This is a genomic window from Sphingomonas sp. GV3 (assembly GCF_031082075.1).
In the GTDB taxonomy this organism is placed as follows: domain Bacteria; phylum Pseudomonadota; class Alphaproteobacteria; order Sphingomonadales; family Sphingomonadaceae; genus Sphingomonas; species Sphingomonas beigongshangi.
On the sequence record NZ_JARWLE010000001.1, the window covers coordinates 1,279,437 to 1,302,571 of the forward strand.

The following is a 23,135-nucleotide window of genomic DNA, read 5'->3' on the forward strand; positions in this document are numbered from 1 at the left end:
GCAGCTTTTGTTGTCGTCATGCCGCAAGGCAATTGGAGGTCCCTTGAGTTGCACCAGCATCATCGCGCGCTGGGGCTAGCGCCCCTCTCGACCGCCCGTTCCGCCGTTCTCGCGGGGGGCATCGACATCGCAAAGCGTAACCCGGTCGAGCCGGTAACGCTGGTTCGTCCGCACGCCGCGGCACGGGCTGCCCGATTCTTCGCCGAGAAGTTTCCGGGCAAGGCCATGTACGCGGTGAAGGCGAATCCCGATCCCGCGCTGATCGCGACGCTGTTCGCGAACGGCATCACGACGTTCGACGTCGCCTCGATCGCCGAGGTGCGGCTGGTCGCGCGTACCGTGCCTGAGGCCAGCCTGTGCTTCATGCACCCGGTCAAGGCGCCGGAGGCCATCCGCGAGGCGTATTTCGTCCATGGCGTGCGCACCTTCAGCCTCGATTCGATCGAGGAGCTGGAGAAGATCGTCGTGGCGACCACGGACGAAGAGGGGCGGAGCGCGAGCGACCTGACCCTGTGCGTGCGCCTGCGCGTATCGTCGGAACATGCCGCGCTGTCGCTGGGCTCGAAGTTCGGCGTCGGTCCGGACGAGGCGAAGGAACTGCTGATCCGCACCCGCCAGGTCGCTGACGCGCTCGGCATCTGTTTCCATGTCGGCAGCCAGGCGATGACGCCCGAGGCCTATGCCAATGCGATGGAGCGAGTCCGCGCGGCGATCGTGCTGGCAGCGGTGACGGTCGACGTGATCGACGTCGGCGGCGGTTTCCCCTCGGCCTATCCCGGCATGACCCCGCCGCCGCTGGAGCGCTATTTCGAGACGATCCATCGCGCCTTCGAGAGCCTGCCGATCAGCTATTCGGCGGAACTCTGGGCGGAGCCGGGCCGTGCGCTGTGCGCCGAATACAGCTCGGTCGTCGTGCGCGTCGAGCGTCGCCGCGGGTCGGAGCTGTACATCAACGACGGCGCCTATGGCTCGCTGTTCGACGCGGCGCACATCGCCTGGAACTATCCGGTCGCGCTGCTGCGCGAGCCGGAGTCGACGGTGCGCGACCATCCGTTCAGCTTCTGGGGCCCCACGTGCGACGACCTCGACCGGATGGAGGGGCCGTTTCCCCTGCCGGCTGACGTCGGGACGGGCGACTTCATCGAGGTCGGCATGCTGGGCGCCTATGGCGCGGCGATGCGCACCGGCTTCAACGGATTCGGCACCGGCGAGACGGTCACCGTTTCGGACGAGCCGATGGCGTCCATGTACATGGGCGAACAGCCGGCGGTTCAATCGAACGTCGTCAAGCTGTAACGCCGTTTTCCTAATGCAACTGCTTCCCCTTCCCGCCTCACGGCGGGAGGGGGCCATTTGGGTTTTCCGCGTCCCCAATCGAACGACGGCGGGTCTTGGAACAGGCAAAGGCCAGTCATGACCGATACTCTCACCAAAACCGACTCGCTGAGCAAGACGGCGGGGGCCAACGCGCCGATCAACGACACCCGCAAGGCGGAACTGCTGGCGAAGCAGGTCAAGCATATCGACATCAAGAGCTTCGACGCGCGCCCGATCGTCGACGCGATGAGCGACATGAGCTTCACCAGCCGCGACCTCGGCCGCGCAACCAAGATCTACAACGAGATGCTGGCCGACAAGGACTGCACCGTGTGTCTGGTCATCGCCGGTTCGACCTCGGCCGGCGGCTGCATGGACCTGTATGCGGAGCTGATCCGCAACAACATGGTCGATGTCGTCGTCGCGACCGGCGCGACGATCGTCGACATGGATTTCTTCGAAGGCCTCGGCCACAAGCATTACCAGGCGCTGGAAATCCCCGACGACGATACGCTGCGGTCGCTGTACATCGACCGCATCTACGACACCTATATCGACGAGGAACAGCTCCAGGACTGCGACTTCACGATCAACAAGATCGCGAACGAGCTGGAGCCGCGCGCCTATTCGAGCCGCGAATTCATCCGCGCGATGGGCAAGTATCTGTCGGAGCACGGCAAGAAGGAGAACAGCCTGGTCAAGCTCGCCTATGAGCATGACGTGCCGATCTTCTGCCCGGCGTTCGTCGACTCGTCGGCGGGCTTCGGCCTCGTCAAGCATCAGGTCGACCAGATGAAGGCGGGCAAGCCCTATCTGATGATCGACGCGGTGGCGGACTTCCGCGAGCTGACGGAAATCAAGATCCAGGCGGGCACCACCGGCCTGCTGATGATCGGCGGCGGCGTGCCGAAGAACTTCATCCAGGACACCGTCGTCTGCGCCGAGATCCTCGGCCATGACGATGTGCAGGTGCATAAGTACGCCGTGCAGATCACGGTCGCCGACGTGCGCGACGGCGCCTGCTCCTCCTCGACGCTGCAGGAGGCGGCAAGCTGGGGCAAGGTCAACACCGGCATCGAGCAGATGGTGTTCGCGGAAGCGGGCAGCGTCATGCCGCTGCTGGCGTCGGACGCCTATCATCGCGGCCACTGGAAGGATCGCCCCGTCCGCAAGTGGGGCGCGATCTTCGGCAACAAGTAAGTCTATTGGGGGCGACGGGGAAACCCGCCGCCCCTTCGCGTGAAGGGGCTTGAGCCTCCGCGCGCGTCGGCGCACACTCTCCCCACCGAAGCGGGGGGGATGAACGATGATGATGCTGGCCGCCGCCTTGCTACTCCAGGCGGCCGCGACGACGGCGCCGCCCACGACGCCCGTGGCGGGCCCTGCAGCCGTAGCGATCGACATCGCGCGCATGGCGGCGCTCTACGACGAAATATGCCTGCAGACCTTCCCGATCGACGCCGCGGTCGACGCGCTCATGATCCGCAAGAAGGCAACGCCGATGACCGCGGCGCACGTCAAGGTGACGCTGCGCGACGATCCCGGCCGCGGCTGGACGCTGCGCGACGGCGATCAGGTCTATGACGTCGTGCTCGAGCTGCCGCCCTTCCACGCCTGTTCGGTGCGTACCAGCGACCCGATGGTCGCGACGGGCGATCTCGAGCCCTATCGCGCGGTTGCCGACGCTTTCATTGCCAGCCACCGCGGCTTCACCGCGGGCGAGCCGATGGACATGATACGCGGCGGCATCAAGATCCATGCTGAGATGCAGGGCCGTCCGCTACCCGGCAAGCTTTTTGAAAACCTGCTCGTCGTCGAGCAGAAGGTCGTCGACGCCGCGCTGCTCGAACCGGGCTCAGTGTCGAGCCCGCTGCGCTTCGTCCACCAGATCGGCACCGGGCAATGAGGGGGATCGTCGATGCACAGTGAAATCCTGCAACCGATGGTCGCGCTGATCGCGTGGACGCTGGTCATGCTCGTCTGGACCGTCGCGACGCGCATGCCCGCCATGCGCGCGGCAGGCGTGGATATCCGCAAGCTGGTCGGTAGCAAGGCCAGCGACGCCGATCGCGTACTGCCGCCAAACGTCCAGTGGAAAGCGCACAATTACAATCACCTGACCGAGCAGCCGACGCTATTCTACGCCGTCTGCGCGGTGATCGCGCTCTCCGGTACCGGCGATGGCCCAAATGCCTGGATCGCCTGGGCCTATGTCGCCCTGCGCATCGCGCACAGCCTCGTTCAGGCGACGATCAACCGCGTCGCGATCCGCTTCGTGCTGTTCGGCCTGTCGACGCTGGCGCTGGTCGCGCTGACGCTCCATGCCGCGATGGCGGTGTTCTGATGCCCCCTGGCAGAGGCGTGGAACACGGGGCAGCGAGAGGCGGAGTGGTGCCGCGCGAGCGGGTCCGCCCCTAGCATGCGATCCAGCAAGGCCGGATCGGCGCGGTACCGGCCCTCACCCCCACCCGGCTGGCCATCCGGGATAGGCGGAGTGGGCGGCCGGGAGGAGGCGAGGGCCGGTACCACTGCCATGCACGTGGATAAACTCTAGACGCGTGCCGTCAGTTCGACGAACGCCTGCGCGCGCATGCGCAGCCGCGTGGTCGTGTCCGACAGCGTTTCGGACAGCCCCTCCAGCCGCATCGCATCCTCGCCGACCGCGGCAGCCTCGTCGCTGATGGCGCGTGTGCGATGGGATATATCGGTGCCGGCCGCCACCGAGTGATCGACGTTGTCGGCGATGATGCGGGTCGCGTCCGATTGTTCGCCGATCGCCTGTTCGATCGACTGTCCCAGCCCGGCGATCGCGTCCATCGCCCGCTGCGCCGCGCGTTGCCCCTCGACCACCTCGCGCAGCAGGGCGTGCATGCCGTCGACACGCGCGCCGACATCCTTCGCGGTGGCCGCGGTCTGGCTGGCCAGTGACTTCACCTCGCTCGCCACGACCGCGAAGCCGCGTCCCACCTCCCCCGCCCGCGCGGCCTCGATGCCGGCATTGAGCGCGAGAAGGTTGGTCTGGCGGGCGATGCTCTGGATCAGCTGGAGCATGTCGTCGACGGCGGCAGCGGAGTTGGCCAGCGCCTCTATGCGGTCGCCCGCATCGCGCATGGCATCACGCGCGCCAATCCGCATCTGCCGTGCCGCGACGGTATTCTCGCCGATCCGATCGAGCGCGGCGGACAGCGCGTGGCCGCGGCCCGCGATTTCGTCGAGCGCCTGCGCGGTCTGGATGGCAGCGGCGGCGACGGAGGCCGCATCACCGTGCGAGACACCCGCACGCCGCGCCAGCAACGCCGCAACCGAGCCTATGTCCCCGCCGATACCGGCCAGTTCGGTCGCCAGTGCCGTGACCTCCGCCGTGAAGGCTTCGCCCGCCGCGCGGACGCGTGCCGCACGCGCGTCGCGCTCGGCGGCCAGGTCTGCCTCACGCTTCGCAGCGAGGGCGGCGATCGCGTCAGCGTCCATCATCGCCGCGAACCGGCCATTGCGGGTCAGCACCAGTCCATCGCCGCCCTGCCGGGCATAAGCCGCCAGGATCGTCTCCGGCGGCAGGTCCGTTTCGACGCAGACGCAAGGTCGGATGACGACGTCGAGCGAGCTGCCGAAGCTGGGATTCTGCATCAGCGCATGGCCGAACGGGTTGAAAAGGATACCCCGCACGTCGAGCTCGCGCACGACCCCGACGGGGCGATCGTATTCATCGACGATGGCGAGCAGGCGCAGATCGGGGAAGGCCCGGAACTGTTCGATCGCCTGCGCGAGGCTCGCCGTACGCCGCAGTGAGCGCAGGTCTCCCAATTCGTCGCGCCCACGGCTCGAGATCGATCCGTCACGCAGCATGTCGAGGTCGAGAAACATGCGGCAGGCGCTAGCGCCCGACGGTAAACGCCGGGTTAGGGTTTGATGACGGTACGATGACAAACGGTCGTTTTTCGACAAAACCGCCACCACGGCGCTTTGCCGTCATCCGAACAGCCTGCGGCAGCTCCGCTCCAGCATGAGCAGCTGCCACAGCGTACGGCCATGGTCAGCCCGCCCGACGGCATGATCGCCGGCCATGCGCCCGATCGTCGCCATGTCGAACCAGCCCGTGTCGGCGAGGAAGCGCGACGTGCCCAAGGCCTCCGCCGCGGGACGGAGGTCGCCGCGAAACCACGCGCCGATCGGCGTGACGAAACCCATCTTGGGCCGGTACAGGATATCGCGCGGCAGATAGGCTTCCAGCGCCCGCTTCATCAGCCATTTGCCCTCGCCGCCGTGCAGGCGCAGCCGCGCCGGCAGCCGCGCGGCGAATTCAACCAGCCGATGGTCGAGCAGGGGCTCGCGCGCTTCCAGGCCCACCGCCATGCTGGTTCGATCGACCTTGGTCAGGATATCGCCCGGCAGCCAGATCTTGATATCGGCATATTGCGCGCGGTCGATCGGATCGCGGGCTGGCGCGTCGCGCATCGCGGCGATGTAGCGGTCCTCCGCCCTGTGCCCCTGCAGCGCGGTACGCGCGCCGGCGCTGAACAGGCGACCACGCCATTCGGGAGACGTCACGCCGACGGCACGCGCATAGGCCTCGTCGCCGTCCATCGCCAGTGCCAGCAGCGTCGTCTTCGCGCGCAGGGGTCGCGGCGCCCAGTCCGCCTTTGGATAGGCGTTGCCGAGCGTACCGAAGGCATGCCTACGCCAGGACGCGGGCATCAGGCCGCGCACGCGCTCTTCCGCCGCCTGGAACCGATAGCGGCGATATCCCGCCAGCGCCTCGTCCGCCCCGTCGCCGGACAGCGCCACCGTGACACGCTCCCGCGCGAGCGCTGACACCTGATAGGTCGCAAGCGCACTGCCGTCAGCGAAGGGCTCGTCGAAATGCGCGACCAGCGTGTCGATGAGTGCGAAATCATCGCTGCGCACGACCTGGGCGTGATGATCGGTGGCGAAGCGGCGCGCCACGGACTCGGCATGCGCGCGCTCGTCATGGCCGGCTTCGTCGAAACCGATCGTACACGTACGTACCGCCTGCGGGCTCGCCTCAGCCATCAGCGCGACGACGGCGCTGCTGTCGACGCCGCCGGAGAGGAACGCGCCGAGCGGCACGTCGGCGACCATGCGGCTGCGCACGGCGTCGCGCATCCGCGCGAGCAATTCGCCCTGCAGCGCCTTGGCCGATCCGCCGGCGCGGTCGGCGAAGCTGAGGTCCCACCATTGGCTGGGGCGCGGCACCGGCTGACCGCGGCGCAGGATCAGGACATGCCCCGCGGGCAGCTTGCGCACGCCCGCGACGATGCAGCTGTCGTCGGGAACGTAGCCATAAGCCAGAAAGTCTTCGACTGCGGTCAGATCCGGCATCCGCCGCAGCATGGGATGCGCCAGCAACCCCTTCAGCTCCGACGCGAAGGCGACGCTGCCATCGGCCAGCTCGACATAGTGCAGCGGCTTCACGCCGAACCGGTCGCGCGCGAGCACCAACAGGCCCGTGTCGGCATCGTGGAGCGCGAAGGCGAACATGCCCTGCAACCGATCCAACAGGCCGACGCCCCAGGCACGCCAGCCGTGCAACAGCACTTCCGTATCGCCGAGGGTGCGGAACCGTGCGCCCCGGCCGGCAAGCTCCGTGCGCAACGCGGCGAAATTGTAGATCTCGCCATTGTAAGTGACCGAGAGCGCACCGTCGTGCATCGGCTGCGGCGAGCCCGCGACGTCGATGATCGACAGCCGCCGATGGCCGAGGCCGACGCCGGCACCGGTCCATATGCCGTCGCCGTCGGGTCCGCGATGCGCCTGCACGTCGATCATCGCGCGAACGCGGGCGGGATCGACGGGCTTGGGAGTATTGGGGTGAAAGATCCCCGCGATGCCGCACATGGGGTCAGAGGCCCGCGGCGCGGTCGCCGAGCGTACGGATCGAGCCGAGGGCGCGGGCCATCGCGGCGATATCGGCGCGTGCGTCGCGCCCGGGCACGATCGGGGTGGACAGGTGGATCGCCACCGCCCGCTGCGGACCGCCGAACAGCTTCGCCTTCATCGTCTCGATCTTCACTCGCCGCTCGTCCGCCGTCACCGTGTCGCCGACCACGTACCACGTCGCGACCAGCCGCTCCACCGCATGGCGGCCTGCGTCGGGTGCGGTGATGCGCATCACCGACGCCCCGTCGATCGGCGCCTCGTCGTCCACACGCAGCCAGCGCCCCTCCTCGCGCAGCACGCCGGTGCCGAACGCGCCGAGCTTGTGCCCCTCGCCCTGGGAGGCGAACACCGCGATCGACAGATCGACGGGCGCACCGGCGCCGACGTAGCGCACCGACAGCCGGCGATCTGCACCCGGATAATAGGGGCGCCACGCGCCGGCCGGCACGTCGCCGATGTCGCGCCAGCCCGGCGGATGCGGCCGGGCGGGCGTGCCGGCAATCGCCGTCGCATGCGCGGTCGCGGCTGCCCACAACGGCCAGATTCCCGCCAGCGCCACCGTCAGCAGCGTCGCGATCGGCAGCCCGATCGCGCCGCCCGCCGGCGCGGACAGGGTCCGGGGGTCGAAGGCGGGCGCATCGGGCGCGCGATCGAACCAGCGCCAACCCAAGGCGAGCACCGCGGCCATGACGATGCCGAAGAACACCCAGCCATAGACGATATGATCGAAGCCGGTGGCGGCCTCGACGCTGGTCAGGTCGGCGGCATAAATGGTGCCGAAGGCGCGCAGCCCGTTGGCCAGGACCGGCACGATCACGCTGATCGCGAGGAAGGCTGCACGCCGGCGCCACGACAGGAAGCAGGTGTTGGCGACGAGCACGCCGAACGCCACCATCGCGATGACGAACTTCGCGCCGGAACAGGCCTCCGCCACCTCGAACCAATAGCGGCCGGCATGGATCAGCACGCCGTTCGACATCGCGGGAATGCCGGACAGGTGCAGCAGCGGCATGACGATCGCGACCGTCAGCTGCTGGAGCGGCGGCTCGATCGCCTCGCCGAACGGAACAAGGAACAGCGCATAGCCGAGCGGGAACAGCAGCCCGCGCGCGACCTGTGCGCCCAACAGGGTCACCACCGCGCCCTGCAGCATGGCGACGAGGCCGAACTGGCGGGCGAAGCTGACGCCCCCCGCCTCCCCCATCAGCCAGCCCAAACCGCCCAGCGCAACGAGGGCGAAGCCGGGCCACCAGACGCGGGGCGTCAATCGGCCGAGTTCGACGCGCCGCTGCCAGACCAGCCAGCCGATGACAGGACCGATGAACAGGCAGTGGCCGAACGTCGTGCTCGTCCACCATATCGTGACCAGCCGCCCGACATCGCGGTGAAAGATCGCGACGATCACCGCCGCAGCGGCCGCGAGGGCGACGAGATGACGACGCCAGGCGCCGGCGACCCGCGGCGTCGCGAGGACGAGCGTCGCGCTCACGCTTCCGCGCGCCCGTTCGGCAGCGCCAGCAACGCGTCGAGCGGCGCAAGCCGCGCCGGCCACGTGTAGCGCGCCATAACCTGCATCCGTGCCAGCCGTCCCTGTGCCGCCGCGTCCCCCGGCCCGTCGAGCAGCGCCGTCACCGCCTGCGCGAAGCCGGTCGCGTCCGCACCGATGCGGATGGTGCCGACATGGTCGATACCCTCCGCGGCGGCGGGCGAAGCGACGATCGCGCGTGCCATCGCCATGGCTTCGAGTACCTTGTTCTGGATACCCCGGGCAAGTTGCAGCGGAGCGACGCAGACGCTTGCCGCCGCCAGCCACGGCCGGACGTCGTCGACCGCACCCGTCACGCGGATGCGATCGGAGGCGAGCGCACGGACCGCCGCCGTCGGCGCACGCCCGACGATGGTAAAGATCGCATCCGGATGCGTCGCGTGAATCAGGGGCAGCACGTCCTGTGCGAACCAACAGACGGCCTCGACATTCGGGCGATAATCCATCTGACCCGTGAACAGCAGCAGCGGGCCGTCGGCGGCGAGCGGCACGATGCGCGCGGGATCGTAATAGGCGGCGTCGATGCCGTTCTCGATCGCGACGATCCGCCCGGTGCCGCCGCCCTCGCGGAACAGCGCCGCCTCCGCCGCGCTGACGAACAGACTGGCGTCCGCCCTTGCCGCGACCTCCCGTTCGAAACCGCCGAGCAGCCTCGCCTCCCGGCGCATCATCCAGCGCGCGGGGACCGGGCCCTCCGCGGCGTATCCGGCGAACTTCGCGGAATCGACGTCGACGAAGTCCATCACGACCCGCGCGCCGCCGCTGGGAAGATATTGCGCCATCTGACCGGAAAAGGCGTAGATGGCGTCGATCGGATGGCGATCCAGCAGGTCGCAGACGGCACGGCGCATCGCCACCGCGTCGAACGCGGCCAGCGACACCGGACGCCCCGTCGCCAACGCCTCGATTAGGGCGAGCGCCCGCGGCTTGCGACGCGGGACGATCGTCGCGCTCGCGAGCGCCGCGGCGAGGTCATGCGGCACAACCTGGTCGGCCGCGTCATCGGCGAAGGCGATCAGGTGAACGCGCGCCTGCGCGGCGAGATGGCAAAGGACGTGGTGACTGCGGATCTTGTCGCCGCGATCGGGTGGATAGGGCGCGCGATGCGCGAGGAACAGGATGTCCATCAGCCCAGTCCGCGCGCGATCCACGGCCCCGCCACGTTCGCGATCGGCAGGGGCAGCCGCTGCCACGCACGCACCATCAGCGCATATTTTGGATTGAGCGGATTGACCGCGCGCGCCGCCCCCGCGTGCCGCATCGCGTAGATGCGCGGTTGCGGCACGAAGCCCCAGTTCTTCTTGAACGCCGCCGCCCCCGTCCCCGTCTTCGACCGACCGAAGTCGAAGCGGGTACAGCCGCGCGCACGCGCATGGCTCATCAGCGCGAAGTACATCCGGTCGTTCGCGCGCAGGCCGCGCGCGGCGGCGGTGCCCCCGCCCCAATAGGGGTAGACCGTGCCGCGGAAGTAGAGGCTGAGCACGCTCGCTTCCGCGCGCCCGGCATGGCGCACGGTCAGCACGTCGCTGTCCAGCGCATCGGCGACCGCGCTGAACAGCCGGGCCGGAAACACCGGCGTACCGAGATTGCGCACCGATTCGGCATAGACCCGGAAATGTTCGCGGCGCATCGCAGCGTCGTCGCCGGTCGCGACGGTGAGATCGCGTTCCAGGCTCTTGCGCACCTCCGCCCTTTGCTTGCGCGGGACGGCGAGCAGCTCGGTCTCGTCGTCCTGGGCCAGGTCACGGGAGAAGCCTAGATAACTCGTCGAATCGATCGTCCAGCCGTCCGGCGACGGGCCGCCGCGCAGCTCTACCGAGGGGCAGCCGATCCGCGCGGCCAACGTCCAAGCCGCCTCCGCCAGCGCCTCCGCGCCGTCGCCCAATATGCCGCCATCGACCGCGAAGCCGGCGGATACCAGCGCCTTGCCGAACAGTGGCGAGCGCATCTCGCTGAGCGGCAGCACCCCCGCCAGCGTTCCGCCGGGCCGTTCCGCGATCAGGTACCGCGCGCGCTGTCCGGTGCCGATCGCGACCGCGCGGCTCCATCCGCTCAGGTGAAAGGGCGTCGCCCCATCGGCCGCGTTCACGAAATCGTCTATACGCGCCGCTTCGCGCGCGTCGCCCAGCGCCGCCTCGCGAACGACGAAGGACGGGGTCATGCCGGCAGCGCCGCGGCGGCGCGCGCGACGACGGCGTCGACGCGCCCCCAGTCGTGTCGAGCGATCAGGCCGGACAGCTTGCCCGCCATCGCACCCAATCGCGAATAATGGCGCACGCGCGAGCGCAGCGGCGCATGCCCGACACGCGGCTGTCCGGGATCGACCTCCCAGGGATGGAAATAGAAGACCGCCGCCTGTCGCTCCGCATTGACCTGGCGCACGGCGAAGTCGGTGAGCGCGGCGGGCAGCAGGCGGAAGAAGCCGCCGCCCGTGGCGATATGCCGTCCAGCCAGTCTGGCCACCGTCACCGGCAGTTCGATGAGGGCGCTGCCTGCCACCGGCCTGAAGGCGTAGCGCGGCGCCTCGCGCCAGCCGTAATGATCGTGGCGGACCGGCGCGACGCTCGACGAATATACATAACCCGCAGCCGCGAGTTCCTCATGCGCCCAGGGCGTACGCGCGTCGATCGAGAAGCTGGGCGCGCGATAGCCGGTGATCGCCTGCCCGCCCGCATCCTCCAGCGCGCCCTTGGCGCGGGCCAGATCGGCACGGAACGTCGCGGCGTCCATCGTGAAGACACGCTGATGGTCCCAGCCATGGCTCGCGACCTCGTGCCCCGCGTCGACGATGCGGTGGATCAGCCGAGGGTGGCGCGCGGCGATCCAGCCGAGCGTGAAGAAGGTCGCACGAACATCCGCCGCAGCGAACAGATCGAGTACCGCGCCCGTGTTGGCCTCCACGCGGCTTGCCATCCCGTCCCAGTCGCGCTTGTCGATGACGCGCTCGAACGCGCCGACCTGGAACCACTCCTCGACGTCGACCGACAGGCCGTTGAGCACGCGCTCAGGCCGCATCGTCCCACGCCGTCGGTGCGCGGATGGGCATGGCGACGGCACCGTCCGGCGCGTCGGAGGCCGTGGGGACGACCGGCGCGGGGGGCGCATCAGCGACGGCATGGACTGCGGTCGCGGACGGTGCATCGCGATCCGCTTCGACCCAGTCGACCAGCAGGGTCAGCACACGGCGCAGCGCACGTTCCTGTTCCTCGATCCGTGTCTCGAGCAGCGCGACGCGCTCGTGCAGCGCCTCGTCCCGGACTGGCGTGACCGGCATGTCGTTCGTCGACGAGCCGGTGTCCTCCGCGACAGCGGGGTTCGGCGGCACCTCGACATCGGCCTGTTCCAGCGTTGATGCGGCCGGCGCCGGCTCTTCCGCGGGCGCGAAATCGAGCCAGCGCGTCGTGCGAGGGACGAACCGCCGTTCGGGTTCTGCGGCGGCGGACGCGGGCGCCGGCGTCTCGCCCGCAGGCTGCGCACCGGCCCCCGGCAAGTCGGCGCTGATGTCGCGAACGACGCTGCGCACCAGGCGGCCGTCGATCAGAGCGCGGTCCTCGAGCGACGCCTGCAACATCACGCGTCCGGCCAGCAGGTTGAGCCGGCGCGGCACGCCGCCCGATCCGCGATACAAAGCGTCGAAGGCGTCTTCGCTGAAATCGGGCTGCCCCTGCCAGCCGACCAGCGACAGACGATGCGCGATATAGTCGGCGACCTCGTGCGGCTCCATCGGGTCGAGATGGTGGATGGCGATGACGCGCTGGCGCAGCTGCTCCAGCCGTGCCGATCCCTGCAGGCGCTCGCGGAACTCGGGCTGGCCGAGCAGCAGTATCTGCAGCAGCGCGTGCCCACCCGCCTGGAAATTCGACAGCATGCGCAGCTCTTCGACCGAATCGACCGGCAGCGCCTGCACCTCGTCGACGATCAACAAGGTGCGCCGTCCGGTGCGCGCGACGGCATGCAGCCCGCGTTCGATCGCCGTCAGCAGCTGCGCCTTGGTCAGGCCGCCGGGATCGACGCCCAGGCCAGTGGCGACGATGCGCAGCAGGTCGCTCGCCTCGATCGCGGTCGACACGATCGTGATGACGTTCAGCGCCTGGCGGTCGAGCTGCTCGGTCAGGTGGCCGACCAGGGTGGTCTTGCCGGCGCCGACCTCGCCGGTGATCACGATGAAGCCCTCGCCCTGCGCCAGCCCGTATCCCAGATAGGCCATCGCCTTGCGGTGCGTCGCGGTCTCGTACCAGAAACGCGCGTCCGGCGTCAGCTGGAATGGGCGGCCCGTCAGCCCGTAATGGTCCTCGTACATGCCAGGTCCCGTCAGAAGGAGTAGCGCGCGGCGACCTGCGCCTGCGCCGACCATTGTGTATCGACGTCGGGCAAATCGAAGGCGTAGAGGCCCGCCGACGCGCTGGTGGTGATCCGGCCGAACCTGCGGCCGTAGCTCGTCGTCGCGCCATAGGACCAGACGCCCGCGCTGCGCGCGGCCCCCGGCTCGTAATAGTTGACGAAGACGGTGGCGTCGATGCTCGACACCGCGGTCAGCGTGCGGTTGAAGAACAGCTGGCCATAGACGCTCTGATCCTCGATCCCGTACAGGGTCACGCCCTGGACCGTATCGGGGTTGTAGAGCCTGCGGTTGGCATAGCCGACGCCGCCGCCATAGGTATTGCGCCCGCGCGTGGCGCTGAACACCGCGTCGACGCCGCGCGCGCGATAGCTGGCGGTGGTGATCGACTGGAAAACGTCGTTGAGGCAGCCGCCCGGCGTCGATCCGCTCGTCGAGAAGACGCAGCCGTTATATTGCTGGGTGAACGCGTCTCGTGCCGAGATGAAGCTGGTCGGCAGGCTGTTGAGCCCGCTCCGCAGCTGCTGTCCGAAAGTCGTCACCGTATCATAGGCGTCGGCGGCGATGGTGGCGCTGCGCGAGGCGCGATAGGTAACGAGGCCGGTGTAGCTGATGCTGCCGTATCGCTTGCCCACATGGGCCTCCGCCGAGGCTCGACGGTTGGGCCGCCAGACCACGCCGGCATCGTAATAGACGCCGTCCGTACGATAGGCGATACGGCGCGGCGAACTGTCGTCGGTGACGTAGCGGCCACTGGAATCGAGCGCCGGCGCCCCGGGCGACGTGAACAGCGGCGACCGCTGGCTCGTCTCGATCCGCTCGTAGCCAAGCCCGGCGGTCAGCGCGACATAGGGCGACACCGGCGCCAGTACGTCGCCGCGAACCCGCCACGATTCGAAACGGCCGTCGAGTTGGCCCGCGTCCTCGCGATTCCAGCCGGCGGAGAGCGTCGCACCGACCGGTGCGACATCGCCCGGATTGACGCCCAGGCTGACGCCAGCGACCTGGCCGAAGCTGCTGTCGTAATAGTCGAGGCGCGGCGAACCCGCGGGCAGGCCGGTGAAGGTGGGAACCTTCACCTTGGTATAGCCGGCCAGATAGCTGGCGGCGACCGCGACCGGCCCGGCATGCGTCGCATAGCTGGGGCCGCCGAACACGGCATAGATCTGGCTGATGTTGGCGTCGTTGGCGGTGACGATACCCGGCGCGGCGCCGCGGATGTCGGCGCGCGTCCGCGTCGCGATGCCGCCCGCCTCCAGGCTCAGGCCCGGGGCGACATGCGCCGACAGGCGGGCAAGGCCGTAATGAATGTCGTCGTCGCCGACGGCCTTGTCCCACGAGAATCGTCGCTCGTACCGGTAGGACAATTGCCCCTGCACCCGCCGGGTGGTCGATGCGACGTCGATCCCGGCGGCGAGGCTGGAGTAGGTCAGCACGTCGTCGTTGTTGAGATCGGCGATCAGCGACTGGCCGACCTCGACATAAGGAGTAACCGCGACATGGCCGCGATCCTGCGCCAGCGCGGCGCTTGCCGTGCACAGGACGCCGGCGCCGCCGAGGACGAGTGTCCGTATCATTTCCCCGCCTCCTGCCCGTAATAGGTGCCGAACCGTTGCGCCCCCGGAACGAACGACACGGCGTTGAGAACCAGTGCGATATGGTCGCAGCCGTCCAGCAGCTGCACCGCCTGCTTCAGCTCGCTTTCCGGCGTGCGATCGGCGCGCACCACCAGCATCACCTGCCCAACCAGCATCGCCAGCACCGCTGCCGGCGATGCGGCGAGGGCCGGCGGTGAATCGAAGATCACGATGCGGCGCGGATTGGCCGCGAGTAGCCGCGCGATCACCGCGCGCGTGCGCGCGGACGCGAGCAGCTCGGTATCGGTCGCTGTACGCGTGCCCGCGGGCAGGATCGACAGGCCGCCGACATCGGTGCGGACCACAAGCGTCTCGACGTCGATCGTCGTATCGGCCAGCGCATCGAGCAGGCCCGGCGTTTCCGCGAGGCCGAGCTGGGCGAGCACGTCGGGCTTGGCGAAATCGGCGTCGACCAGCAGCACCTCGGTGTCGCGCTCCGCCGCCATCGATAGGGCAAGATTGATCGCGCAGAACGTCTTGCCGTCGCCCGGTCGGGCCGAACAGACCAGCACGGTACGCGCCTTGTCGGCCTCGACACCCTGCGCGACGCGCTCGCGCGTGATCAGCAGCTGGCGCTTCACCAGCCGGAATTCCTCCGCCAGCGGACCCACCGGCGCGCCGGGCACGATCATGCCCGTCTCGGCGAGCAGGCCGCGATCGATGCTCGCGATGTCGGACAGCTCGGGCGTCTCGTAGAAGGCGGCGGGCAGCTCATGCCCGACCGGGGCGCGCAGCTCCTCCGGAATCGCCAGAAAGGTCGGATCGTCGCTCGGCGCGACAGGTTCCGCATCCTGGTCCGCGCTGCTCCAATCCTCCTCCGGGGCCATCGGCGGCACCATCGACACGACATCGCGCGACGCCACCGGCGCCGGCCTCACCAGCGGCACAGCCTCTGGGATGACCGAGTCGGGGATCGGCGCGCGCGAGCGGGCATGCGCGCCGAAGTCGTAGACCTTCGCCGCGCGCTCCAGCAGCGAATCGCCGCCGGGCCGGATCGGGCGCCTCGGGGGGGACATATTGCTCATCCTCGTCAGGCCGCCATGCCGCGCTGGAGCACTTCGACGCACAGCAACAGGACGAAGGCGGCACCCAGCCCGGCCGCCCCGCCCAGGAACAGCTTGAGCCGCTTGGCGCGATGATCCGCCTGGATGCGCGTCACCACTTCGCCGATCGATCCGATGACGGGCATACCCGTCGCCTTTTCCAGCCGGGTCGCGGTGGCGAAGGTCGCGCGCAGCTGGCCGAGCAGGAAGGCCGCGGCGACGCCCGCCGCCAACCCGACGATCAGGACGCCCGTCAGCAACAGCATGCGGTTTGGTGCGACCGGCGTCCGCGGTAGCGTCGGCGGATCGATCACGGAAAACTTGATGCTGTCCGTCTGCGTTTGCGCCTGGCCGCGCATCGCGATCTGCTGCCGCTGTGCGAGCAGCTGATCGTATTGCGCCTTGAGCACCTGATAGTCCCGGTCGATCTGTCCCTGTTCCGCCGCGACGGCGGGATCGCCCGCGATCTTCGCGTTCAGCTGGTCGAGGTCGCCCTGCAGCTGCGCCTTGCGCATCCTCAGGCTCGCGAGGGTCGACTGCTTCTCCGCCAGCATCGACTGAAGCGACAGATAGAGGGGGTTGGGCGTGCCGCCGCCGGCGGCGCCCGTCGGTTCACCGCGTGCCGCCGCCTGCGCCGCTGCGAGCTGGCGCTTCAGGGCGATGACGTCGGGGTGCTGATCGGTATAGCCACGCGCGCGTGCGTCGGCGAGCTGGCCCTGCACCGCGGCGAGCGCGGCGCGCGCGGGTCCGCCGGTGGTGCCGCCGGGACCGGGAATCGTCTGCGGCGTTCCCGCCATCTGTCCCTGCACCGCCGCGACGCTGGACTGGGCGGCGGCGAGGTCGCTGTCGACCTGTGCCATCTGGCTGCGCGCCGCGCCGATACGGTCGCTGACCGTTCCGGACCCGGGCAGCGCGCCGAGATAGCGGTTCTGGAAGTCCGCGCGTTTGGCTTCCGCGTCGTTCAGCTGCCCCTGCAACTGCTGCAGCTGCTTGTTGAGGAAATCGAGGCTCTGGCTCGTCTGACTGCGGTCGCGGCCGAGGTTCTGCTCGACGAAGATGTCGATCAGCTTCTGGGTGATCGCCTTTGCCAGCTTCGGGCTGGCGGCGGTCGTGGTGATCTGGAACAGGTTGTTCTGCTGGCTTTCGACCTTGATCGCCTGCGCGAGGCCGGCGACGCGATCCGCCACGTCTCGATCGCTCGACACCGTGTTGGCAAGGTCCGTGCCGCGCACCACCTTTTCCAGGTTGACGGCGGAGATCAACGTCTGGCGGACGGTGTCGACATCCTGCTGCGCCTGACCGGCAGGGGCATCCATGGTCGGCGGCAGGATCGACTGCATCTGCACGAAGACGCGCGCACGCGATTCGTAGCGGCTGGGCATCTGGCTGATGAAGAACCACCCGAGCACGCAGACGCCCCACGCGACGGCCAGCGCCAGCCAGCGCCGGGTCCAGATCGCGTGCAGGGCCAGCCGCGCCTCGTCGTAGATGCCGTTCATCCCTTAGAACATCGATTCTGGAATGATGATGACGTCGCCGGGCTGCAGGCTGACGTTCGCGCTCGAATCGCCCTTTTTCAGCAGGTCGCCGATCTGCAGCTTGTATTCGTGCTGCTCCCCGGTCTCGCGGTCGTGCCGCACCAGCTTGGCCTTGTTGCCCGCGGCATATTGGTTAAGCCCGCCGACCGCGATCATCGCGTCGAGCAAGGTCATGTTGGCCCGATAGGGAATGGAGGCGGGTTTTTCGGTCGCGCCGATCACGCGCACCTGCTGACTGTAGGTACCCGAGAAGTTCTCGACGATGACCGAAACGATGGGGTCCTTCACATATTCACCCAGCGCCCGCTTCATGTCGGCGGCCAGCATCGCCGGCGTCTTGCCCACGGCCGGCATGTCGTTGACCAAGGGCGTGGTGATGCGACCATCGGGCCGTACCGACACCTTCGCCGACAATTCGGGGTTGCGCCAGACAAAGATGTTGAGCTGGTCGAGCGGACCGATCACATATTCCTCGCCCGGCTGTTCCTTGTTTGCGACATAGGTCGCCGGCGGCAGTTCGGGACGGCCGCTGCCGCTCGTGCAGCCTGCGAGCAGCGACGCGGCGCTTCCCAGGGCAAGCAGGGCACGGAACGATACACCGGAACGCATGCGGATCTCCTTCACGCCGTCGCCACGTCCGGCTTCGGACGTAGCGGGGGCTTTGCATCGCTATGGCCGGAGAGAGGTGAAGATAGCGTTAGTAACGCTGGCCGACGGCCGCTATCCTCTCCGCAATGCGCATGTTCCCGCTCTGTCTAGCGATCCTCGCGACGCCGGTGGTCGCACAGTCGGCGCCATCGCTGACCGGTGTCGCCATCGTGTCCGTCGGGTCGACGGCCGGGGTCGAGCGGATCGCGCCGGGCCAGACGGACACGCAGCGGCATCATGCCCCCGGCCCGGTTTCCATCGTGATCGAGGAATCCGGTATCGGCGGCGCGCGCGTGACGATGATCGACGGCGAGGCACGCAGCCTGCCCTCGTCGACCCGCCCGCTGTGCGGTCTGCAGCGTGCGGCGGGCGCGTGCACGCCGGGTCAGCCGATCAACGGGCTAGAGATCACCTATCGCGTGTCGCGTATCGTGCCCGGCCAGACCTTCACGTTCCGCGATCGATCCGCCAGCGGTCCGGGCGCGCCGATCGAGACCGCCATCACGATCCGCTGAGCGGCGCGACGAGCTCGGTGGCGGGCGGATGCCCCAGGAAGGCCGCCGGGCTCGCGCTCGCGCCATAGGCGCCCGCGAGGAAGATCGCGACGAGGTCGCCGACCGCCATGCGGGGCAACGCCACGCGATCGCCCAGCCGGTCGAGCGGCGTGCACAGCGGACCGACGACGGAGACGGTCGCCTCCGCCGCCTCCCCCATCCGCGCCGCGACCGCGATCGGATAGTTGCGCCGGACGACGGTGCCGAAATTGCCGCTGGCGGCAAGCTGATGGTGGAGGCCGCCGTCGACGACGACGAAGATCTCGCCGCCGCTTTCCTTCACATCGACGATCCGGGTCAGATAGATACCCGCCTCCGCGACCAGCCACCGGCCAAGCTCGATCGCGAACCGGGCATCCGCGAGCGCCGCCGGGCGCGCCGCGAGCGTCTCCGCCAGGCGAATGCCGACATGTTCGACGTCGAGCGGCTGGTCGCCCGCAAAATAGGGGATGCCAAAGCCGCCCCCCAGGTTGACCAGCGGCGGGGCCTGCCCCGCCTCGTCGGCCAACCGCCCGGCGAGCGCCACGGTGGCGGCCTGCGTCTCAGCCACCGCGTCCGCGGAAAGCGCCTGGCTACCCGCGTAGATATGGAAGCCGCGCCAGTCCGCCCCACCGGCGACGATCGCACGGACCAGCGCGGCGGCGCGGATCGCATCGACGCCGAACGGGGATGGACGCCCCCCCATCTTCATGCCCGATCCGCGTAGCTCGACGTCGGGATTGACGCGCACCGCCAGCCGCGGCGCGATGCCGAGCGCATCGCCCTGCGCGAGCGCGCGCGTGGCTTCGCCCTCCGATTCGACGTTGAGCGTTGCGCCCGCGCGGATCGCGGCGGCCAGTTCGGCATCGCGCTTGCCCGGTCCGGCGAAACTGATCGCGGCCGCGGGCTTGACGGCCAGCGCCACCCCCAACTCGCCGACCGACGCGACGTCCAGCCCGTCGACCAGCGGCGCGATGCGGGCGAGCAAGTAGGCGTGCGGGTTGGCCTTGATCGCATAGTGAAGATCGATCGCCGGAAAGGCGGCGCGGAACCGCGCCACCCGCGCCGCCACGATGTCGCTGTCATAGACGAACAGAGGCGTGTCGCCCGCCGTCGTCGCCCAGGCCTCCGCGTCAAGGCCCGCGATGGCCAGCGCCCCCTTCTGACCCGCGAATTCCGGCGGCAAGGGCCCGATCGGCTTCATGCCGACAGCTCGCCACGGATCGCCGCCCGGTCGAGCTTGCCATTGGCATTGCGCGGCAGTTCGGCACGCCACACGTAGCGCACCGGCTGCATGAAGCTCGGCAGCAGCGCCCGCAACCGGGTGCGCAGCGCCGCCTCGTCGTCCGGGTCGCCGGCGAGCGCGACGACGATCGTCTGACCGAGTCGCGGGTCCGGCACGCCGATCGCCACTGCCTCGCGTGCCTCCTCGCCTGCCAACACCGCTTCCTCCACTTCCAGCGGGCTGATCCGGTTGCCCGCGCTCTTGATCATCTCGTCCTCCCGCCCGACGAACCGCAGCAGGCCGTCGCTACCCTCGACCACCGTATCGCCCGACCAGACCGCGATGCCGCCGCTCTGCGTCCAGGCAGGCGCGGGGCGGAAGCGCTGCGCGGTGCGATCCGCGTCGCGCCAATATCCCTGCGCGACGAGCGGACCGGCATGGACCAGTTCGCCCGCTTCCCCCGGGGCGGCTCGGCCGCCGTCGGGACGGACGACCGTCACCTCCGCGAAAGGGATCGCGCGGCCCATCGCGTCCGGGTGCTCGTCAATCAGCGCAGGGTCGAGATAGGTCGACCGGAACGCCTCGGTCAGGCCGTACATCGCATAGAGATCCGCGCGCGGAAACCGCGCGCGCAGCCCGCGTACGAGCCGCTCGGTCAGAGCGCCGCCCGAATTGGTCAGCCGCCGGAGCGTGGTGTCCGCCGGCCACTCCGCCTCGAGCAGCTGCACCCACAGCGGCGGCACGCCCGCCAGCGTCGTCGCCCCGACGCGCGTCACCGCCTTCACCACGTCGCGCGGCGCGAGATAGTCGAGCGGTGCCACCGCGGCGCCGGCAAACCAGGTGGAAAACAGCTGGTTCTGCCCATAATCGAACGACAACGGCAGAACGCCGAGCACGCGATCCTCCGGCGTCAGGCGCAGATAATGCGCGACGGATACCGCGCCCAGCCACAGATTGGCGTGGCTCAGCATCACCCCCTTCGGGCGGCCGGTCGACCCGGACGTGTAGAGGAGCGCGGCCAAAGCACCGGGATCGTGCGCGGACCGGCCCGGGCCGGATGCGCCGAGCGGAACCGCCGCGTCGGGGACGAGCCGGCATGGCGCCGGCACGTCGTCCGCCGTCAGCGTTGCCGCCCGCCCGTCCTGCGTCACCAGCATCGCGGCGCCGCTGTCGGCCAGGATATGCGCGACCTGCGCCCGGCGGAGTGCCGGATTGACCGGCACATGGACGAGCCCGGCCCGCGCCGCAGCGAGCGGCATCACGCAGGCGAGCACCGTCTTCGGTAGCCAGGTGGCGATCCGCGCACTCGGATCGAGCGCCTGTGCCGCCAGCCAGCCGGCGACGGACGACACCGCGCGCTCCACGTCGTCGAACGTCCAGCGCCGCGTCTTCTCGATCAGGGCGACGGTCTGCGCTCCCCCACATAGGACATGGTCGATCGGCTTCGGGATCGGATCGAGCGGCTTCATCATCGTTCCTTTAACCACCCACCGCGCGATCTACACCCCCATGCCCCCGTTTTGCGTGTCTTGCTCTCCAGGCGCCCCGCCTCTACCGCATGCTGCACCGCAACCGATCGAAGGCGCCAGAGCGTGGTTCCCGAAGGCCGTACCGAAGTCGAAACCACCGTTCGCGGCGTGCTTGCCGACGTCCTTGGCCTGTCGCGCGAGCGTGTCGAGGCGTTCGAAGACGCAACGCCTCTGTTCGGCGCGCTGCCAGAACTCGATTCGATGGCGGTTGCGGGTGTCCTCACCGAACTGGAGGACCGGCTCGGCATCCTCATCGAGGACGACGAGATCGACGGCGAGATGCTGGAGACCTTCGGCGCCCTCGTCACGTTTGCCGCGGGCAAGGCGCTGGTCTAGCCTGCGGCCGGATGACCGGCCTTGCGACAGACCATTACGACTGGGCCGGCGGGCGCGAGGCGATGCTGCGGTTCGGCCGGCCAGACTGGCCGACGGTCGTTGTGGCGCAACCGCTCTTCGAGGAAGCCAATCGCACGCGCCGGCTCATTGCGACCATGTTGCGTCTGCTCGCGACGGAGGGGATCGGCGGCGCACTGCCCGATCTTCCGGGGACGGGCGACAGCCTCGTCGCGACGGTCGATGCGCGGCTCGATCACTGGCGCAGCGCCTTCGCATCCGCCTGTGCGCGGGTCGAGGCGCCCGTCCGCGTCCTGGCGATACGCGGCGGGACGTTGATCGACGCGGCGGCGCGGGCGCCCCGATTCCACTTTGCACCCGTCAGCGGCGCGGACCTGGTCAGGGACTTGCTGCGCGCGCGTCGTGCCGCCGCTCTGGCCGCGGGCGACGTCGTGCGGGCAGACGATCCCCGCGTCCCCGGTCCTCCGCTCCATCTCGCGGGCAATCACATCGATCGCACGCTGCTGAAGGCGCTGATGGACGCCGAGCCCGGCACGGCGGATCGGGCCTACACGCTCTTTCCCGCGCACGGGTCGCCGCATCCCACACTACCCGCGACGACGCGTGTCGCCTTGTGGCGGGCGAGCGAGCCCGGCGACGATCCGGCGCTCGCGCGGTCGCTGGCCGATGCGATCCTTGACTGGTTCCGGGGATGAGACAAGTCCTGCGATTTGCATGCGAAGGCGAAGTCCTGCTCGCCACGCTGGATGGCGGCGAGGATGGCGTAGGCGGCGACCGGCGGGCCGGCCTGCTCATCGTTTCGGGTGGCAACGAGATCCGCTGCGGCGCGCATCGCGGCATGGCGCGACTCGCCGGGCAGGTCGCAGGCCACGGCTATCCGGTCTTTCGCTACGACCGTCGCGGTGTCGGCGACTCGAGCGGCGACAATGGCGGCTTCCTCGCGAGCGCAGGCGATCTGGCCGCAGCGGTCGCCGCCTTCCGGTCGGCACAGCCGCACCTGACCCACGTCGTCGGCTTCGGCAATTGCGATGGCGCATCCACGCTCGCACTCTTCGGGCGGTCGGCGGGCATCGACCGGCTATTGCTTGCCAATCCCTGGGTCGTGGCGACGGCGGACGACCTTCCCCCGGCCGCCGCGATCCGTGCGCATTACGCGGATCGGCTGCGCGATCCGGCGGCGTGGCGACGGCTGCTGAGCGGGGGCATCGATCTGCGCAAGGCGATCAGGGGCTTGGGCAAGGTCGCCGCGCCTGCCCCGCGCGCGGCGCTGACGACGCGCATTCTCGCGGCCATCACGGACTGGGGCGCGGACGCCCGCATCCTGCTGGCCCAACGCGACGCGACCGCAATCGCATTCCGCGACGCGGCGCCGGGCATGACGGCCACAACGATCGCCACCGCCTCACACAGCTTCGCGGGAGAGGAGGATCAGGCGGTGCTGCTGGAAGCGGTGCTGGCGACGCTGGAGGATCGCTCCCCTCTTGGCACCCCACGCTGACGGCGGCTGCGCCGCTGCCCGCGCAGCCGCAGG

General features: G+C 69.3%; 21 protein-coding genes. 8 read left to right on the forward strand and 13 right to left on the reverse strand.

Annotated features, from left to right (window positions below; translation table 11 throughout):
- Positions 1 to 48: 48 nt before the first annotated feature.
- From RF701_RS05905 to RF701_RS05920, 4 genes are all read left to right on the forward strand, one after another.
- On the forward strand, positions 49 to 1,296 hold the full coding sequence (locus tag RF701_RS05905; protein ID WP_308814400.1) for a type III PLP-dependent enzyme: 1,248 nt from the start codon (positions 49 to 51) through the stop codon (positions 1,294 to 1,296).
- Positions 1,297 to 1,413: 117 nt separating this feature from the next.
- Complete coding sequence (locus tag RF701_RS05910) at positions 1,414 to 2,517, forward strand: deoxyhypusine synthase (protein WP_308814401.1); 1,104 nt, start codon at positions 1,414 to 1,416, stop codon at positions 2,515 to 2,517.
- 106 nt (positions 2,518 to 2,623) lie between these two features.
- Positions 2,624 to 3,223: a hypothetical protein gene (locus tag RF701_RS05915; protein ID WP_308814402.1), complete on the forward strand. Its 600-nt coding sequence runs from the start codon at positions 2,624 to 2,626 to the stop codon at positions 3,221 to 3,223.
- Positions 3,224 to 3,235: 12 nt separating this feature from the next.
- Entirely contained in the window at positions 3,236 to 3,661 is a 426-nt protein-coding gene (locus RF701_RS05920) for an MAPEG family protein (RefSeq protein ID WP_210357998.1), read from the forward strand.
- Positions 3,662 to 3,867: 206 nt separating this feature from the next.
- Here the strand turns inward: RF701_RS05920 and RF701_RS05925 are convergent, their stop codons facing one another.
- From RF701_RS05925 to RF701_RS05975, 11 genes are all read right to left on the reverse strand, one after another.
- The gene (locus tag RF701_RS05925) at positions 3,868 to 5,178 is read right to left on the reverse strand and encodes a methyl-accepting chemotaxis protein (protein WP_210357999.1); all 1,311 of its coding nucleotides are present in this window, start codon (positions 5,176 to 5,178) and stop codon (positions 3,868 to 3,870) included.
- Between the two features lie 105 nt (positions 5,179 to 5,283).
- Positions 5,284 to 7,170 (reverse strand): XrtA/PEP-CTERM system amidotransferase, encoded by a 1,887-nt coding sequence (locus RF701_RS05930; RefSeq protein ID WP_308814403.1) that lies wholly within the window; start codon positions 7,168 to 7,170, stop codon positions 5,284 to 5,286.
- Positions 7,171 to 7,174: 4 nt separating this feature from the next.
- Positions 7,175 to 8,701: an exosortase A gene (gene xrtA, locus RF701_RS05935; RefSeq protein ID WP_308814405.1), complete on the reverse strand. Its 1,527-nt coding sequence runs from the start codon at positions 8,699 to 8,701 to the stop codon at positions 7,175 to 7,177.
- Positions 8,698 to 9,885, reverse strand: coding sequence for a TIGR03087 family PEP-CTERM/XrtA system glycosyltransferase (locus RF701_RS05940; protein WP_308814406.1), 1,188 nt, complete (start codon positions 9,883 to 9,885; stop codon positions 8,698 to 8,700). The genes xrtA and RF701_RS05940 overlap by 4 nt, the downstream gene beginning before the upstream one ends.
- Positions 9,885 to 10,919 (reverse strand): FemAB family XrtA/PEP-CTERM system-associated protein, encoded by a 1,035-nt coding sequence (locus RF701_RS05945; RefSeq protein WP_308814407.1) that lies wholly within the window; start codon positions 10,917 to 10,919, stop codon positions 9,885 to 9,887. Before RF701_RS05945 ends, RF701_RS05940 begins: the two co-directional genes overlap by 1 nt.
- Positions 10,916 to 11,773: an XrtA system polysaccharide deacetylase gene (locus RF701_RS05950; protein ID WP_308814408.1), complete on the reverse strand. Its 858-nt coding sequence runs from the start codon at positions 11,771 to 11,773 to the stop codon at positions 10,916 to 10,918. Before RF701_RS05950 ends, RF701_RS05945 begins: the two co-directional genes overlap by 4 nt.
- Complete coding sequence (locus RF701_RS05955; protein WP_308814409.1) at positions 11,763 to 13,058, reverse strand: AAA family ATPase; 1,296 nt, start codon at positions 13,056 to 13,058, stop codon at positions 11,763 to 11,765. Before RF701_RS05955 ends, RF701_RS05950 begins: the two co-directional genes overlap by 11 nt.
- 11 nt (positions 13,059 to 13,069) lie before the next feature.
- Positions 13,070 to 14,674, reverse strand: coding sequence for a hypothetical protein (locus RF701_RS05960; protein WP_308814410.1), 1,605 nt, complete (start codon positions 14,672 to 14,674; stop codon positions 13,070 to 13,072).
- On the reverse strand, positions 14,671 to 15,759 hold the full coding sequence (locus RF701_RS05965) for an AAA family ATPase (protein WP_374758597.1): 1,089 nt from the start codon (positions 15,757 to 15,759) through the stop codon (positions 14,671 to 14,673). The genes RF701_RS05960 and RF701_RS05965 overlap by 4 nt, the downstream gene beginning before the upstream one ends.
- A gap of 5 nt (positions 15,760 to 15,764) precedes the next feature.
- A complete protein-coding gene (locus tag RF701_RS05970; protein ID WP_308814412.1) occupies positions 15,765 to 17,276 on the reverse strand; it encodes an XrtA system polysaccharide chain length determinant in 1,512 nt (503 codons plus the stop codon).
- Positions 17,277 to 17,279: 3 nt separating this feature from the next.
- Positions 17,280 to 17,924 carry an XrtA/PEP-CTERM system exopolysaccharide export protein gene (locus tag RF701_RS05975; protein WP_308814413.1) on the reverse strand — a complete coding sequence of 215 codons (645 nt, stop codon included), beginning with the start codon at positions 17,922 to 17,924 and terminating at the stop codon, positions 17,280 to 17,282.
- A gap of 131 nt (positions 17,925 to 18,055) precedes the next feature.
- Between RF701_RS05975 and RF701_RS05980 the strand changes: the two genes are divergently transcribed.
- Entirely contained in the window at positions 18,056 to 18,478 is a 423-nt protein-coding gene (locus RF701_RS05980; protein ID WP_308814414.1) for a DUF4879 domain-containing protein, read from the forward strand.
- Here RF701_RS05980 and RF701_RS05985 read toward each other — a convergent pair.
- Both RF701_RS05985 and RF701_RS05990 read right to left on the reverse strand, forming a co-directional pair.
- Positions 18,465 to 19,700 (reverse strand): pyridoxal-dependent decarboxylase, exosortase A system-associated, encoded by a 1,236-nt coding sequence (locus RF701_RS05985; protein WP_308814415.1) that lies wholly within the window; start codon positions 19,698 to 19,700, stop codon positions 18,465 to 18,467. The genes RF701_RS05980 and RF701_RS05985 overlap by 14 nt on opposite strands.
- On the reverse strand, positions 19,697 to 21,190 hold the full coding sequence (locus RF701_RS05990; RefSeq protein WP_308814416.1) for an AMP-binding protein: 1,494 nt from the start codon (positions 21,188 to 21,190) through the stop codon (positions 19,697 to 19,699). The genes RF701_RS05985 and RF701_RS05990 overlap by 4 nt, the downstream gene beginning before the upstream one ends.
- Before the next feature lie 123 nt (positions 21,191 to 21,313).
- On the opposite strand from RF701_RS05990, the gene RF701_RS05995 reads away from it, so the two are divergent.
- From RF701_RS05995 to RF701_RS06005, 3 genes are read left to right on the forward strand one after another with little or no spacing between them, the layout of a single operon-like run.
- The gene (locus tag RF701_RS05995; RefSeq protein WP_203309436.1) at positions 21,314 to 21,586 is read left to right on the forward strand and encodes an acyl carrier protein; all 273 of its coding nucleotides are present in this window, start codon (positions 21,314 to 21,316) and stop codon (positions 21,584 to 21,586) included.
- Between the two features lie 11 nt (positions 21,587 to 21,597).
- The gene (locus tag RF701_RS06000) at positions 21,598 to 22,299 is read left to right on the forward strand and encodes a hypothetical protein (protein ID WP_308814417.1); all 702 of its coding nucleotides are present in this window, start codon (positions 21,598 to 21,600) and stop codon (positions 22,297 to 22,299) included.
- A complete protein-coding gene (locus RF701_RS06005; RefSeq protein WP_287979793.1) occupies positions 22,296 to 23,102 on the forward strand; it encodes a hydrolase 1, exosortase A system-associated in 807 nt (268 codons plus the stop codon). Before RF701_RS06000 ends, RF701_RS06005 begins: the two co-directional genes overlap by 4 nt.
- Positions 23,103 to 23,135: the final 33 nt, after the last annotated feature.